Genomic DNA, 14,983 nt, shown 5'->3' on the forward strand with positions numbered 1-14,983 from the left:
GCCCCCTACGTGCCCAAGTGCTGGGTGGTGAGGTAGCCGCCGCGCATGCGCTGGACAATCTCGGAGCGCATGCGGATGACGAAGTACCAGACGATGCCGAAGATGATGCCCACCGCCGTCACGGACCAGTGGATGAAAAAGCCGAAGATCAGCGGGATCTGCAGCGCCAGGTCGATCCACAGCGCGGCCGGCTTCTTCTGGAAGAACGCCATGACCACGTGCGCCAGCCCGATCACGGTGATATAGACCCAGTTGAAGGTGGTCCAGTGCTCGCCACCGTCGACTTTGAGGATGACGGTGAGGATAAGCAGAACCGTGATGGCCTCCATGATCAGCGTGCCGGCGAGCACACCGGTCAGCCCCGACATCGGGTCCTTGACCGGCGCCTTGCCAGGGCCGAGCGGGCCCATCTGCTGGTTTTTGGGTGTCATTGCGGGTCCTTTCCAAACATGGCGCGGGCCTCGCCGGCGGTGACCACCGAGCCGGTGATAATCACGCCGGAGCCGGACTGCACGCCCACCTCGGCGAGCGCCTCTTCCGCCAGCTCAACGGCGAGCTCGTAGGCGGATGGCAGGTGCTCCTCGACGTGCACGCGCTCGTCGCCGAAGACTTCGCGGGCGGTGTCCGCCAGCTCGTAGGCGTCCGTTGCGCGCGGCGAGGTGTTCTGTGTGATCACCACCTCGGTGAGCACGGGCTCAAGCGCCTCCATGATGCCCCGGGCGTCCTTGTCGCCCAAAATGCCGAGCACGCCGATCAGGCGGGTGAAGTCGAAGTCGCGCTCCAGCGCCGCCGCGAGCGCCTGGGCGCCGTGCGGGTTGTGGGTGGCGTCGATGAAGGTGGTCGGGGTGGCGCGCACGCGCTCCAGCCGGCCCGGCGAGGTGGTGGCGGCGAAACCTTCGCGCAAGGTGTCCGCGTCGAGCGTGCGTTCCGACGACGCGCCTAAGAACGCCTCCACCGCCGCCAGCGCCATCGAGGCGTTGTGGGCCTGGTGCGGCCCGGACAGCGGGATGAACACGTCGGCGTACTCGCCGGATAGGCCCTTGAGCGTGAGCGTCTGCCCGCCCACGGCCACTTCGCTGGCGGCCACGCCGAACTCCTGGCCGAAGCGGGCCACCGGCGCGCCGATGTCGACGGTGCGCTCCAGGATCACCCGCATCGCGTCCTGTTCCTGCTGGCCGATCACGGCCACGGCGTCCGCGCTGCGGATAATCCCGGCTTTCTCGCCCGCGATCTCCCCAATCGTCTCGCCCAGGTAGTCGGTGTGGTCCAGGCCGACGGGCATGATCACGTCCACGTCCGCGTCGACCACGTTGGTGGCGTCCCAACGCCCGCCCATGCCGACTTCGACCACGGCGACGTCGACAGGCGCATCCGCAAAGGCCGCGAAGGCGAGGCCCACCATGACCTCGAAGTAGCTCATGGGCACGCCGGTGCGCTCGTCCACCATCTGGATGTACGGCTCGATCTCGCGGTAAATGCGCACGAAATCCGCCGGGTGGATCGGTTCGCCGTCGATGCCGATGCGCTCGGTGACGGACTGCAGATGCGGGCTGGTCGTGCGGCCCACGCGGTTGCCAAACGAGCGCAAAAGCGACTCCACCATCCGCACCGTCGAGGTCTTGCCGTTGGTGCCGGCGACGTGGATGACCTTGAAGGATTTCTGCGGCTCGCCGAGGAAATCCATGAGCAGCTCGATGCGCTCGAGGCTCGGGTCGATGTCCGTTTCCGGCCAGCGGGCGGTGAGCTCGGCCTCCACCTGCGCGAGCGCGACGAGGTCTTCCTCACTCACGCCGCGCGGGGCGAGCGCGTCGGTGTCGTTGCCCTCCCCCGGCGCGCCGAGGTTGAGCGTCAGACCGGCGTCGGTCTGCTGGATGTCGTACTGCTCGGGAAGTTCGGGCAGCTCAAAATCATTGTCCGCCACTTAGGCCTCCGGCAGCTGTTCCAGGCGTGCGGTGACGCGCTCGAACTCTTCCTGCGCGACCTGCTGGCGCACCTTGATCTTTTCCACCACGGGCTCCGGCGCGTTGGCCAGGAACTGCTCGTTGGCAAGCTTCGCGCCTGTGGTGTCCAGCTCCTTCTGCGCCGCGGCGAGCTCCTTTTCCAGGCGCTTGCGCTCTGCGGCGACGTCGACGGTGCCGGAGGTGTCCAGCGCCACGTCGAGGTTGGCTTTGCTGAGGCGCATTTCAATGCTTGCCGACGAGCTAAAGTCCTCCCCTGGCTTTTCCACCCTGGCAATCTGACGGACCACGTCCTCCAGCTCTGCCAGGTCCGCGGACGCGAAGTCCACGCGGGCCGGCACCTTCTGCGAGGGCTTGACGCCCTGGTCGGAGCGGAAGCGGCGCAGCTCGGTGATGAGCTTGATCGCGTCTTCGACGCGGGTGCGTGCCTGGGTGTCGGTCTCGGCGCCGCCGTTGGTGTCGTCCGCGGTCGGCCACGGCGCGATGGTGACGGTTGCCTCGCCGGTGAGCGCCTTCCACAGCACCTCAGTGATGAACGGCATGGTCGGGTGCAGCAGACGCAGCACGACGTCGAGGACGCGGCCGAGCACGACCTTGGTGGTCTCGCCTCGGTCCTTCTCCTCCGACGAGGCGTCAGCCTCGTCCCGCGGAATTTGCGTCTTGGCAATTTCCAGGTACCAGTCGCACAGCTCGTCCCACGCGAAGTGGTAGAGCAGCTCGTTGGCCTTGGCAAACTGGTAGTCGTCCAGGTAGGCGTCCACCTTGGCGCGCACTTCCTCGGCGCGGTCCAGGATCCAGCGGTCCGCGTCCGTGAGCGCCTCGCGCGCCGGCAGCTCGCCGACGTGCGCGCCGTTCATCAGGGCGAACTTGGTGGCGTTGAAGAGTTTGGTGGCGAAGTTGCGGGCGGCGGTGGCGTGGTCGTCGCCGATCGGCAGGTCCACGCCCGGGTTCGCCCCGCGGGCCAGGGCGAAGCGCAGCGCATCCGCACCGTAGCGCTCCACCCAGTCCATCGGGTCGATGCCGTTGCCCAGGGACTTGGACATCTTGCGGCCTTTTTCATCGCGTACCAGGCCGTGCAGGTACAAATGCTCAAAGGGGATCTGCGGGCGGCCGTCTGCACCCTCGCCAAGGATTTCAGGAGTTTCCTGCCCGGCGAAGGTGCCGAACATCATCATGCGCGCCACCCAGAAGAACAGAATGTCGTAGGCGGTGACCAGCACCGTGGTGGGGAAGAACTTCTCCAGCTCCGGGGTCTTTTCCGGCCAACCCATGGTGGAAAACGGCCAAAGGGCGGAGGAGAACCAGGTGTCCAGCACGTCCGGGTCCTGCTCGTAGCCTGCCGGCGGCTCCTCGTCGGGGCCGACGCAGACCACGTCGCGCTCGCCGTTCTCGTCCTCCGGGCCGTACCAGATCGGGATGCGGTGGCCCCACCACAGCTGGCGCGAGATCGTCCAGTCGTGCATGTTGTCCACCCAGTCGAAGTAGCGCTTCTCCATGGATTCTGGGTGGATCTTGGTGTCGCCGGAGCGCACGGCGTCACCGGACATCTTTGCCAACTCGTCGACCTTGACAAACCACTGCAGGGACAAGCGCGGCTCGATCGGCTCGCCGGAGCGCTCCGAGTGGCCCACGGAGTGCACGTACGGGCGCACTTCCTTGACAATGCGGCCCTGCTCCGCCAGCGCCTCGCGCACAGCCACGCGGGCGTCCTCGCGCGTCATGCCGTCGAAGCGGGTGCCGGTATCGGCGATGCGGCCCTTCTCGTCCATGATGATCGGCATGTCCAGGTTGTGGCGCAGGCCCATCTCGTAGTCGTTCGGGTCGTGCGCCGGGGTGATCTTCACGGCACCGGTGCCCAGTTCCATGTCCACGTAGTCGTCGGCGATGACCTCAATTTGCAGGTCCTCGCGCAGCGGGTGCGGGAAGACCTGGCCGATCAGGTCGGCGTAGCGCTCGTCGTCGTGGTGGACGGCGATCGCGACGTCGCCAAGCATTGTCTCCACTCGGGTGGTGGCGACGACCAGGTGCGGCTCGTCGTCGTTCAGCGAGCCGTAGCGGATGGAGACGAACTCGCCCTCGACGTCCTTGTACACCACCTCAATGTCGGAGACGGCAGTTTCCAGCACCGGCGACCAGTTGACCAGGCGGTAGTCGCGGTAGACCAGGCCGCGATCGTAGAGCTTTTTGAAGATGGTCTGCACGGCGCGCGACAGGCCGTCGTCAAGCGTGAAGCGCTCCCGCGACCAGTCCACCGAGTCGCCGATGGCGCGCATCTGCGTGGTGATCGTGCCGCCGTACTGCTGCTTCCACTCCCACACGCGCTCGATGAATTCCTCGCGCCCGTAGTCGTAGCGGTCCTTGCCTTCCTCCGCCTTGAGCTTGGCCTCCACCTTGGTCTGGGTGGCGATGCCGGCGTGGTCCATGCCCGGCAGCCACAGCACCTCGAAGCCCTGCATGCGCTTGCGGCGCACCAAAGAATCCATCAGCGTGTGGTCGAGCGCGTGGCCCATGTGCAGCTGGCCGGTCACGTTCGGCGGCGGCAGCACGATCGAGTACGCGGGCTTGTCCGACTGCGGATCCGCCGTGAAATACCCGGCGTCGACCCAGCCCTCGTACAGGTCGCGTTCGTGGGCGCTGGGCTCCCACGACTTGGGCAGTTGGTTCGCGCGGTTCAGATCGTTCGTCTCAGTCACGCGCCCTATCTTAACCAGCGCCCTAAAACAGCTTGTCGGCGATGGCGGCTTCCTTCCGCAGGGCCTCGATGTTGGTGTTGAGACGGGTCCTTTGGTCGTCGTTAAGCTCGAGCCCCTCGACGACCCGCCAGCTGCCGTCGCTTACGGCCGGGAAGCCGAACATGAGGCCCTCGTCCACGCCGTACTCGCCTGTCGACGGCAACGCGACCGTCGCCCACCGCCCATCGGTGCCCTGCACCCAGTCGCGCATGTGGTCCACCGACGCCGAGGCCGCGGATGCCGCGGAGGACTTGCCGCGCACCTCGATGATCTCCGCGCCGCGCTTGGCCACGCGCGGGATGAACTCCTCGGTGTACCAATCGCGCTCCACCTCCACCGGGGCGCCGTCGACGGTGGCGTAGGTGACGTCCGGGAACTGCGTGTCCGAGTGGTTGCCCCACACCACGAGGCGCTCAATGCTTCTCGACGGCACCTGCAGCCGGTCCGCCAACATCGACTGCGCCCGGTTGTGGTCCAGGCGCATCAGCGCGTTGAAGCGGTCTTTCGGCACGTCCGGCGCCGCCTTTGACGCGATATAGGCGTTGGTGTTGGCCGGGTTGCCCACCACCAGGACGCGAATGCCGTCGGCGGCGCCGTTGTTGATGGCCTCGCCCTGGCGCTTGAAGATCTGGCCGTTGGCGACGAGCATGTCCGAGCGGGACTCGCCCTTGCCGCGCGGCTTCGCGCCGACTAAGAAGGCGGCCTCTGCCCCGTCGAAGGCCTTGGCGGCATCGTCGGTGACCTCGATGTTGCCCACCAGCGGCAGCGCGGAATCCGCAAGCTCCATCGCGGTGCCCTCCGCGGCGCGCACCGCGGCCGGGATCTCCAGCAGGGTCAGATCCACCGGCTCGTCGCCGAAGACGTCGCCGGCGGCGATGCGCCACAACAGGGAGTAGGCGATGTTGCCGGCGGCACCGGTGACCACGATCTTTGCCATATGTCTTTCTCCTCTTCTCGTACGTCGTGTGCGTTGACTCACAGTAACCTACCCCCAGCCGGGGCGGAATTTCACGGCTATACGCCCGAGAGTGGGCATCTGGTGCACGATTGAGGGGTATTTCAAACGAAAGGGGATGGACGTGACCGACGGTGCCGACGTGACCTCCCCTGACGCCGTGGTCCGCGCCGCCCTGGCCGCATTCGCCCGCAAAGGCTACACCGGCGCGAAAGTGGAAACGCTGGCCAAGAAAACCGGCATGACCAAACGGATGATCCACTACCACTTCGGCGACAAGCGCGGCCTCTACGCCGCGGCGCTGCGCCTCGCACTGGAACAGCTCGCGCCGCCGGAAAACATCCTCAACCGCTCGCACGCCGTCCCGGTAGAAGGGATGCGCCGCTTCGTCGACGCGCTCTACCACGCCTTTTTGCACAACCCCGACGCCGTGCAACTGATCCTGCGGGAAAACCTGGACCCGGCTGTAGCGGCCGAAGACGCCTCGGCACTCGCCGGCGTGCGCGACGTCACCCTCCACGCCGAGCGGCTCCTGCTCGCCGGCCAGGACGCCGGCGCGTTCCGCCCCGGCATCACCGCGGTGGACCTGCTCACCCTAATCTCGTCGCTGTGCCTGTACCGCGTCGGCAACGCCGCCACCGCCAAACACGTCTTCGGCGTCGACGTCGAAAGCCGCCGCAACGTCGACGGCATGCGCCGCATGGTCATCGACACCGTGCTGGCGTTTCTGACCTCAAACATCTCGTACTCCGGCTACGAGTCCTACCTCGAAGCCACCCCGACACCTACCGAGGACGCGGAGCCGGACGAACTGTTCGACATCTACGGCGACGAAGGCCGGATCGTCTAACGGGCCGAAGGTGCGCTCCTAAGCTGACTGCTTCTCCTCGGCCTCGATGTACTTCGGCTCCCCCTCGCCGAGGGCCGCAGCCTCATCGACCACAACCTCCGCGACGTTTTCGCGGTCTGGCAGCTCGTACATGATGGGAACGAGCAGCTCCTCCATAATCGCGCGCAGACCGCGCGCGCCCGTTTTGCGCTCCGCCGCCTTATCGGCGATCACACCGAGCGCCCCGTCAGTGACGGTCAGCTCCGCGCCGTCCATGGCAAACAGGCGTTGGTACTGCTTTACCAGCGAGTTCTTCGGCTCCGTGAGCACACGCTTCATCGAATCGCGGTCCAAGTCGTTCACGTGCGCGAGGATCGGCAGACGGCCGATGAACTCCGGGATCAGACCGAACTTCACCAGATCGCCCGGCTGCACCTGGGCGAGCAGGTCCGCCTCGTCGCGCTGCTCCTTCGAGTCGATCTCCGCGCCGAAGCCGATGCCCTTCTTACCCACACGCTCCGCGACCACCTTGTCCAGCCCCGCAAAGGCGCCCGCGACGATGAACAGGATGTTCGTGGTGTCCACCTGGATGAACTCCTGGTTCGGGTGCTTGCGCCCGCCCTGCGGCGGCACCGATGCGGTGGTGCCCTCCAGGATCTTCAGTAACGCCTGCTGCACACCCTCACCGGAGACGTCGCGGGTAATGGACGGGTTCTCGGACTTGCGCGAGATCTTGTCCACCTCGTCAACGTAGATGATGCCCTGCTGCGCGCGGTTGACGTCGAAATCCGCAGCCTGCAAAAGCTTCAGCAGGATATTCTCCACGTCCTCGCCCACGTAGCCCGCCTCGGTGAGGCTGGTGGCGTCCGCGATGGCGAACGGCACATTCAGCATTCGCGCAAGCGTCTGCGCCAGGTAGGTCTTGCCCGAGCCAGTGGGGCCGAGCAGGAGGATGTTGGACTTGGCGATCTCCACGTCCTCGTCCCGCTTGCGGCTGGACACATTGGAACCTTCCGCCTTGATCCGCTTGTAGTGGTTGTACACCGCCACCGCGAGCGTCCGCTTCGCGGTGTCTTGGCCAATGACGTACTCGTCCAAAAACGCCGTGATCTCGCTCGGGCGCGGCAGACGGTCCGGGTCGTCCGCGCCCTTATTGTTCTGCGCGCCGGCGAGCTCCTCCTCGATGATCTCGTTGCACAGCTCGATGCACTCGTCGCAGATGTAGACGCCGCCGCCGGCGATGAGCTTGCGCACCTGCTGCTGGCTCTTCCCGCAAAAAGAGCACTTGAGCAGGTTCGCGCTGTCGTGCGTAGTTGCCATATGCGCCTATCTACTCCCGTCTTCGGTCAATCCCAACCGAGTGTAATCGTTGCGTCAAACCATAGCTTTCACGCCACAAAGGGGCCATGACGCGGTTTCCCGTATTCTCATCCGCTAGCCTGTACACGTTAAACAATCGTGCCCACCGGTGCGCTACCTAACGCGTACCCCGAAAGGAACCGATCCGTGAATCGCAGCCGCACTTTCTCTGCCTTTGCCGCAGCCGCCCTCGCCGCGTCGCTGCTGGCCGGTTGCTCGGACTCAAACGCGGACGTAGAACCCCTGGCGGAACCCGTGCTGGACTTCCCACAGACCAGCATCACCCCCACCCCAACGCCGACGACCACCAAGTCCGACGACGATGAGGACGATGAGGAGACGACCACCTCTTCCTCCTCCACCACCAAGAAGTCCTCGACAAGCTCGTCCACCAAGTCGTCCACGCGCACGTCCACAAAATCCAGCTCGAAGCGCTCCGAGTCCCGCAGCTCGAACAACTCCAATAACGAGGCGCGCGAGCCAGCGCCGGTGCGCGAAACCATCATCGACGACCGCCCGGGCGCCACCTGCGCCTGGCCCACCCAGGGCGAGGCCAGCGGAAGCCAGGAATACAGCACGTTCTGCGACCGCGAATGGGCCCGCACCGTCACCTCCGACGGCCAGGACTACTACTGGGCAGCCAAGGGCCAAGGGTGGGTCTCCGTCGACCCGACCACCACTGACGACGGCGATATCTGCTGGGCACGCGAGGACTTCGAAGCCGCGCCGGAGGCCATCCGCAACGCCGTGGCATTCTGCGACCCGGCATCCGGGGATAAAGCGGAGTAGCCGAAGGTTTCGTCGCAAAGCAAAACGCGCCCGGAGCGAACCGGGCGCGTTTTTCATGTGCTTTTAGCCGTTGAGCTTGCGGTAATCAAAGACCTGGTCGATGATGCCGTAATCCACAGCCTCAGAAGCGGTCAGGATCTTATCGCGGTCGGTATCAATGCGGACCTGCTCGGAGGTGCGGCCGGTGTGGTGCGCGAGCGTGTCCTCCATGAGGCGGCGCATGCGCTCAATTTCCGCGGCCTGAATCTCCAGATCAGACACCTGGCCCTGGGTGCCCTGGGTAGCCGGCTGGTGGATCAGCACACGCGAATTCGGCAGCGCGGCGCGCTTACCCGGCGCACCGGCGGCGAGGATCACTGCGGCGGCCGACGCGGCCTGGCCGAGGCAGACAGTCTGCACGTCCGGGCGGACGTACTGCATCGTGTCGTAGATAGCCATCAGCGCGGTGAAGGAACCGCCCGGGGAGTTGATGTACATCGTGATGTCGCGGTCCGGATCCTGGGACTCCAGCACCAGAAGCTGCGCCATGATGTCGTTCGCCGACGTGTCGTCCACCTGAGTACCCAGGAAGACGATGCGCTCCTCGAACAACTTGCCGTACGGGTCGATCTGCTTCGTGCCAAAGCTCGTTTCCTCCAAAAACTGCGGCAGCACGTAGCGGGAGTTGGGCATCTGGAAAGTCATAATAGGTGTCTCCTTAATTCCTCGTGTGCCTTAGTTCTCGCCGATGGAGTGCTCGCCGGCCTGGGCTGCGTTCTCGATGACGTGGTCCACGATGCCGTACTCCTTCGCCTGCTGGGCGTTGAACCAGCGGTCGCGGTCCGAATCCTTCGTGATCTGCTCGAAGGTCTGGCCCGTGTGCTCCGCGATGAGCTGCGCCATCTCGCGCTTCGTCTCCGCGAACTGCTCCGCCTGAATGGCAATGTCGGCCGCGGTGCCGCCGACACCCGCGGACGGCTGGTGCATCATAATGCGCGCGTGCGGCAGAGCGTAACGCTTGCCCTTCGTGCCGCCCGAGAGCAGGAACTGGCCCATCGACGCCGCCAGGCCCATGCCGTAGGTGGCGATGTCGCACGGGGAGTACTTCATCGTGTCGTAAATCGCCATACCGGCGGTGACAGAGCCGCCTGGCGAGTTGATGTACAGGTTGATATCGCGCGTCGGATCCTCCGCCGACAGCAGCAGAATCTGGGCGCACAGCTTATTGGCGATCTCATCGTCCACCTGCTGGCCCAGGAAAATAATGCGCTCCCGGAGGAGACGCTCATAAACGGAGTCTCCCAGGTTCATGCCTTGGGTCGGGGAAGTCATGTAAGACGCTCCTTTGCTAGTTCATCCGGTAACGCCACTACCCTACTCGGGTGATTCTGTAACTCCGAGCCTGTTCGCTACCGGCGTACGGGCCGGGTTTTGGGGTGGGGGTTGGAGTGCAAGTTGCCGATTCCTGACAGATTCCGGCAGCCATTTGTACCGAACTGGGCGTTTGAGGCCCGCCTGACAGATTCCGCCGCGAAGTGTCGGGGTGGGGTTCCGCGGGGAGATTTGTTCACTGCGCCGTGAATCAACCGGGTTCCGGGCTTTTGCCACCTGGGGAAAGTGAACAAACCATCCGACTAAAACGGAATTCATTCACCGGCACGGTCCGTGGGGGTGAACAAATCTGGCGAAGGGCCTCAGAAAACGCAAAAGCGGCCGGGGCAGACGCGCCCCGGCCGCTCGCTAGCGGGAGAAGTTTCTACTTCTCGTCAGCCTCGGTGGTCTCAGCCTCGCCGGCCTCGTCCTCGTCGATCTCGCCGAAGTACTCGTTCGGGTCGACCTTGTTGCCGGCCTCGTCCTCGACCTGGGTGCGGGAGATGGCGATGGCCAGGGCCTTGCCGCGGCGCACGTCGGAGAACAGGTTGGCAATCTGGCCGGACTGCTGCAGCTGGGCCACGAACTGGTTCGGGTCCATGCCGTAGGACTGTGCGGTGAACAGGATGTGGTCGGTCAGCTCCTGCTGGGAGACCTCCGGCTGCTCCTGCTCGGCCACGGCGTCGAGGAACAGCTGGGTGCGCACGGACTCTTCGGCCTGCTCGCGGGACTGCTTGTCAAACTCTTCACGGGTCGTGCCCTGAGCCTCGAGCAGCTGGGCGAACGCGTTCTCGTCGTGCGCCATCTGGCCCAGCAGCTGGTGCAGCTGGTTGTGCACCTGCTCGTCCACCACGGACTCCGGCAGGGCAAACTTGGACTCCGCCAGGGCAGCCTTGAGCACCTCGTCGCGGATGTCCGCGGCCTGCTTTGCCTTGGCGTTCTCCTCGACCTGCTCACGGGTGGAGTTGCGCAGCTCCTCGACGGTGTCGAACTCGGACGCCATCTGAGCGAAGTCGTCGTCAAGTTCCGGAAGCTTGCGCTCCTTGGTCTGCTGGACGTGGACCTTCACGGTCGCCTTCTCGCCCTTGTGCTCGCCGTACTTGATCTCGGACTCGAACTCGTTGTCCTCGTCGGTCTTCATGCCGCGCAGCGCGGTGTCCAGGCCCTTCATCAGGTCGTCGGCGCCGACGCGGTAGGTCAGGCCCTCGGCGGAAGCATCGTCGAGCTTCTCGCCGTCGACGGTCGCTTCGAGGTCGATGATCGCGTAGTCGTCGGTCTTCAGCTTGCGCTTGGTGTCCTTCAGCTCACCGAAGCGCTCACGGAGGGTGTCCAGCTCGGCGTCGACCGCTTCGTCGTCAAGCTTGAGCTCCGGGACCTTCACGGAAATCTTGGAGAAGTCCGGCACCTCGATCTCGGGGCGGACATCGACCTCAGCGGTGAATTCGACAACGTCGTTGTCCTCGATCTTGGTGACCTCGATCTCCGGCTGGCCCAGCGGGTTAATCTCGTTTTCCGCGAGTGCCTGCTCGTAGCGGGTCGGCAGCATGTCGTTGACAACCTGCTCCAGGATCGGGCCGCGGCCGAAGCGAGCGTCGATGAGCTGGCGCGGAGCCTTGCCACGACGGAAGCCCGGGATGTTGACCTGCTGGGCGATGGCCTTGTAAGCCTGGTCAATTTCCTTGCCCAGCTCGTCGAACGGCACGCTGACGTTGAGCTTCACGCGGGTGTCGCTGAGCTTGTCGACGGAAGTCTTCACGGATTTCTCCTGTACTAGATCGAAACAACGTTTGTCAGATGTCTATATGTGGCGGGCCCGTGAATCCACGGGCCCGCCTTGGTCGGGGCGACAGGATTTGAACCTGCGACCCCCTGCTCCCAAAGCAGGTGCGCTACCAAGCTGCGCCACGCCCCGTTGCGGTAAAACCGCACGGTATGAACCACATTCGTTGAACTCTTGTGGTTCAGGACAGTCATTGTAGCGGTGCTTGAATAACTGTCCGCATTGAGGGCACAAAAACACCGGCCCCGCAACCGGAACCGGTGTCTTGTGTGGAGGGAATGACGGGAATCGAACCCGCGTCTTCAGCTTGGAAGGCTGAGGTATTAGCCACTATACGACATTCCCAGGCGCCAAAATCTGCAGCGCTGTGCGGAACTTTAGCGCAGGCGTATGCGTTGAACCAAACACGAACGATTTTAGGAGGAAGCATGTTCACCCTGTTGCTCATTTTCTTGATTGTTGGCGCATTGCTGTATATGCCGACTATGAGCGGGCAGCGGCAGATGCCACAGTCGCGCCGCCAGGTGGCAAGGCAGCAGCAGCTGTCTTTCGACGACGCGTATGCCGACGCCAAACGGTGGACCGACCGCTTAGGCTCGCAGGTGCTGAACCTCTCCGGCAACGACGCCGCGTCGCAGCAGGCGATGGCCGATGCCTCCGAGCGCTTCAACGCGGCATCCGCCGGGCTAAGCGACGCACGTTCCGTCAAGCAGGCGATGCTCGCCCGTGAGTCCGCGCTGGAGGGCCTGCACTACGTCAACGCAGCCCGCGAAATCATGGGGCTTCCCGCCGGCCCGCAGCTGCCGGAGCTGGAAGGCCAACGCCAGGCAGGGCGCGTGACCGAGCAGCGCACCGTCACCCAGGAAGACGGCACGCAGGTCATGGCGTCGCCACACGCGACCGCACAGACGCCGCACTACTACCCCGGCGGCGCCGTCGCGGGCCGCCCGGTGCCGGCCGGCTGGTACTCCACCGCGTGGTGGGGCCCGGCGATGATGACCGGCGTGTGGGCCGCCAGCTCGATGATGTTCTACTCCACCATGTTCGCCGGGATGTCCGGTGTGGCCTCCGCGGAAGCGTTTGAGGCCGGCGGACTCGGTGAAGGCATGGACGGCGCCAGCGGCATGGAAGGTATGGACGGCGGCGAGATGGGCGACATGGGCGACGCCGGCGGCGGCGACTTCGGGGACTTCGGCGGGTTCGGCGACGGCGGCGGCTTCGACTTCGGGGGCTTCGACTTTTAGCCGTGCGTTACACTGCACAGCGATCGCGAACCCCAGAAAGCTCAAGAGCAAGGAGTGGCCGTGCGCATTGCTGTGCTGCTGAAAGAAGTGCCGGACACGTACAGTGACCGCGAAATGCACCTGGAGACAGGTTTGACGGACCGCTCCGGCGACGTCGTCGCCGACGAGGTCAGCGAACGGGCCGTCGAAGCTGCGCTGCGCATCGCCGAAGCAGGCGACAACGTCGAGGTCGAAATCTTAAGCGTCGGCCCGGAGTCCTCCGCGGACTCGGTGCGCCGCGGCATCGCCATGGGTGCGTCCGAGGCCTACATCGTCTCCGACGACGCGCTTGTCGGCGCGGATGCGACGATGACTGGTGAGGTGCTGGCGAAGCTCGTCGAAAAGCAGGGCTACGACCTTGTCATCGCGGGCGCCGAGTCTTCCGACGGCGGCACCGGCGTCATCGCTCCCTTCCTGGCCGAGCAGCTGGACTGGCCGGTGCTGACCAACCTCACCGAGCTCACGCTCGAGGGCGAGACCGTTCGCGCCACCCAGTCCTCCGACGCCGCCACCGTCGAACTGCAAGCGCAGCTGCCGGCCGTGGTGTCCGTGGCCGACGAGTTCGCAGACCCGCGCTACCCCAACTTCAAGGGGCTCATGGCGGCGAAAAAGAAGGAACTGCACACCGTCACCCTCGCCGAGCTCGGCGTAGACCCGGAGGACTTCACGCACCCGCGCGCCATCATGGTGGGCATCGAGCGCCGCCCGGAGCGCGAGCGCGGCGAGATCATCGACGCAAGCTCCACCGCCGCCGCCCGCCTGGTGGACTTCCTGGAATCCAAGAACCTCATTTAAGGAGCAGCCATGACCCAGATTCTTGTTGTCCCGGACCGCTCCTTCGACGGCTCGGTCAGCCCCGTTGCGGCCGAGCTGATCGGCGCCGCGTCCGCGATCGGCACCCCGGTGGCGCTGGCGCAGGACCGAGCGCAGGCGGACGAGCTAGGCGCTTTAGGCGCCGCCGTCGTGCTGGTGTCTGATGCCCCGCTTATCGACGCAGCTGCCGCCGCGTTCGACGAACTCTTCCCCGCAGCCGTCCTGTTCGCCCACACCGTGCGCGGGCGCGAAGCCGCCGGCCGGTTCGCCGCACGCACAGGCAAGGCGCTGCTCACCGACGCGGTGTCTGTGAGTCGCGACGACCAGGGCATTGTCACCGAGCACCAGAACTTCGGCGGCGTCTACACCGCTTCCGCCGCGGCGACACACTCCGCGCCGGTGATCACCCTGCGCAAGGGTGCGGTGGAAACGCGCGCCGAGGCGGCCACGCCGGAGGTGCGGGAGTTGGAGGTGGCGCCGACGGGACGTCGAGAGGCAGAAGTGCTCTCCGTGACCCCCGTGGAGCGCACCTCCGACCGCCCCGACCTGCTCACCGCCGACAAGGTGGTCGCAGGCGGCGTGTCACTGGGCGACGAGGACATGTTCGAGGAGCTCGTTGGCGGGCTTGCCGACGCGCTGGGCGCCGCCGTCGGCGCCACCCGCTCCGCCGTCGACGAAGGCCAGGTGCCCTACGAGGCGCAGATTGGCCAGACCGGCGTGATGGTCAGCCCGAAGCTCTACATCGGCGTCGGCATCTCCGGCGCCGTGCAGCACCTGGTGGGCATGCAGACCGCCGACACCATCGTGGCGATCAACTCCGACGAAGACGCCCCCATCTTCGACATCGCCGACTTCGGCATCATCGGCGACCTGTTCGACCTGGTGCCGGACATCATCTCCGAAATTGAGGCGCGCAAGTAATGCAGGTAGAACTCCGCCGAGGACTGCCCCGCGTACCGGGCGGCGAGCCGTGGCCGCCGGCAGGCACCGTCGACATCGCCGACGCGCCGGCTGAGGATGCTGCGGTTGTTGCCGCTGGTGCCGCTGGTGTCGCAGCGCCCGCTTCAGGCGCGACCGAGACCACCGAGGTGGCGCTGCGCCGCGGCCTGCCGCGCGTGCCCGGCGGCGACCCCTG

General features: G+C 65.5%; 13 protein-coding genes, 2 tRNA genes and 1 pseudogene. 6 read left to right on the forward strand and 10 right to left on the reverse strand.

The features are described from left to right. Positions 1 to 5 precede the first annotated feature (5 nt). Genes HMPREF3151_RS03965 through HMPREF3151_RS03980 form a run of 4 tightly spaced genes read right to left on the reverse strand, consistent with a single transcriptional unit; the run spans position 6 to position 5,627 of the window. Positions 6 to 431: a DUF4233 domain-containing protein gene (locus HMPREF3151_RS03965; RefSeq protein ID WP_070473713.1), complete on the reverse strand. Its 426-nt coding sequence runs from the start codon at positions 429 to 431 to the stop codon at positions 6 to 8. Next, complete coding sequence (locus tag HMPREF3151_RS03970) at positions 428 to 1,921, reverse strand: bifunctional tetrahydrofolate synthase/dihydrofolate synthase (protein WP_070473715.1); 1,494 nt, start codon at positions 1,919 to 1,921, stop codon at positions 428 to 430. The genes HMPREF3151_RS03965 and HMPREF3151_RS03970 overlap by 4 nt, the downstream gene beginning before the upstream one ends. After that, positions 1,922 to 4,651, reverse strand: coding sequence for a valine--tRNA ligase (locus HMPREF3151_RS03975; protein WP_070473717.1), 2,730 nt, complete (start codon positions 4,649 to 4,651; stop codon positions 1,922 to 1,924). It lies immediately after the preceding gene. Positions 4,652 to 4,673: 22 nt separating this feature from the next. Further along, on the reverse strand, positions 4,674 to 5,627 hold the full coding sequence (locus HMPREF3151_RS03980) for a malate dehydrogenase (RefSeq protein ID WP_070473719.1): 954 nt from the start codon (positions 5,625 to 5,627) through the stop codon (positions 4,674 to 4,676). A 142-nt stretch (positions 5,628 to 5,769) separates the two neighbouring features. Between HMPREF3151_RS03980 and HMPREF3151_RS03985 the strand changes: the two genes are divergently transcribed. Next, positions 5,770 to 6,495 carry a TetR/AcrR family transcriptional regulator gene (locus HMPREF3151_RS03985; protein WP_168160595.1) on the forward strand — a complete coding sequence of 242 codons (726 nt, stop codon included), beginning with the start codon at positions 5,770 to 5,772 and terminating at the stop codon, positions 6,493 to 6,495. Between the two features lie 18 nt (positions 6,496 to 6,513). On the opposite strand, the gene clpX is transcribed toward HMPREF3151_RS03985, so the two are convergent. Continuing rightward, a complete protein-coding gene (gene clpX / locus HMPREF3151_RS03990; RefSeq protein WP_070473722.1) occupies positions 6,514 to 7,794 on the reverse strand; it encodes an ATP-dependent Clp protease ATP-binding subunit ClpX in 1,281 nt (426 codons plus the stop codon). Positions 7,795 to 7,980: 186 nt separating this feature from the next. Here clpX and HMPREF3151_RS03995 point away from each other — a divergent pair, with 186 nt between their 5' ends. Continuing rightward, positions 7,981 to 8,622 carry a hypothetical protein gene (locus tag HMPREF3151_RS03995; protein WP_070473724.1) on the forward strand — a complete coding sequence of 214 codons (642 nt, stop codon included), beginning with the start codon at positions 7,981 to 7,983 and terminating at the stop codon, positions 8,620 to 8,622. A gap of 63 nt (positions 8,623 to 8,685) precedes the next feature. On the opposite strand, the gene HMPREF3151_RS04000 is transcribed toward HMPREF3151_RS03995, so the two are convergent. From HMPREF3151_RS04000 to HMPREF3151_RS04020, 5 genes are all read right to left on the reverse strand, one after another. After that, on the reverse strand, positions 8,686 to 9,306 hold the full coding sequence (locus tag HMPREF3151_RS04000; protein ID WP_034998194.1) for an ATP-dependent Clp protease proteolytic subunit: 621 nt from the start codon (positions 9,304 to 9,306) through the stop codon (positions 8,686 to 8,688). A gap of 30 nt (positions 9,307 to 9,336) precedes the next feature. After that, positions 9,337 to 9,933, reverse strand: a complete 597-nt coding sequence (locus HMPREF3151_RS04005) for an ATP-dependent Clp protease proteolytic subunit (RefSeq protein ID WP_070473726.1) — start codon at positions 9,931 to 9,933, stop codon at positions 9,337 to 9,339. 424 nt (positions 9,934 to 10,357) lie between these two features. Continuing rightward, positions 10,358 to 11,728 carry a trigger factor gene (gene tig, locus HMPREF3151_RS04010; protein WP_070473728.1) on the reverse strand — a complete coding sequence of 457 codons (1,371 nt, stop codon included), beginning with the start codon at positions 11,726 to 11,728 and terminating at the stop codon, positions 10,358 to 10,360. Positions 11,729 to 11,807: 79 nt separating this feature from the next. Then, positions 11,808 to 11,884 (reverse strand) — tRNA-Pro (locus HMPREF3151_RS04015). Between the two features lie 138 nt (positions 11,885 to 12,022). After that, positions 12,023 to 12,097 (reverse strand) — tRNA-Gly (locus tag HMPREF3151_RS04020). An 83-nt stretch (positions 12,098 to 12,180) separates the two neighbouring features. Between HMPREF3151_RS04020 and HMPREF3151_RS04025 the strand changes: the two genes are divergently transcribed. The 4 genes and pseudogenes from HMPREF3151_RS04025 to HMPREF3151_RS04040 all read left to right on the forward strand — a co-directional run. Further along, positions 12,181 to 12,996, forward strand: a complete 816-nt coding sequence (locus HMPREF3151_RS04025; protein WP_070473730.1) for a hypothetical protein — start codon at positions 12,181 to 12,183, stop codon at positions 12,994 to 12,996. A gap of 60 nt (positions 12,997 to 13,056) precedes the next feature. Next, positions 13,057 to 13,830 carry an electron transfer flavoprotein subunit beta/FixA family protein gene (locus tag HMPREF3151_RS04030; protein WP_070473732.1) on the forward strand — a complete coding sequence of 258 codons (774 nt, stop codon included), beginning with the start codon at positions 13,057 to 13,059 and terminating at the stop codon, positions 13,828 to 13,830. Positions 13,831 to 13,839: 9 nt separating this feature from the next. After that, on the forward strand, positions 13,840 to 14,769 hold the full coding sequence (locus HMPREF3151_RS04035; protein WP_070473734.1) for an electron transfer flavoprotein subunit alpha/FixB family protein: 930 nt from the start codon (positions 13,840 to 13,842) through the stop codon (positions 14,767 to 14,769). Next, a pseudogene (locus tag HMPREF3151_RS04040) lies at positions 14,769 to 14,983 on the forward strand (cytochrome b/b6 domain-containing protein); the annotation flags it as partial. The gene HMPREF3151_RS04035 and the pseudogene HMPREF3151_RS04040, both read left to right, overlap by 1 nt.

The sequence above is a fragment of the Corynebacterium sp. HMSC05H05 genome, assembly GCF_001807265.1.
Classification (GTDB): Bacteria; Actinomycetota; Actinomycetes; order Mycobacteriales; family Mycobacteriaceae; genus Corynebacterium.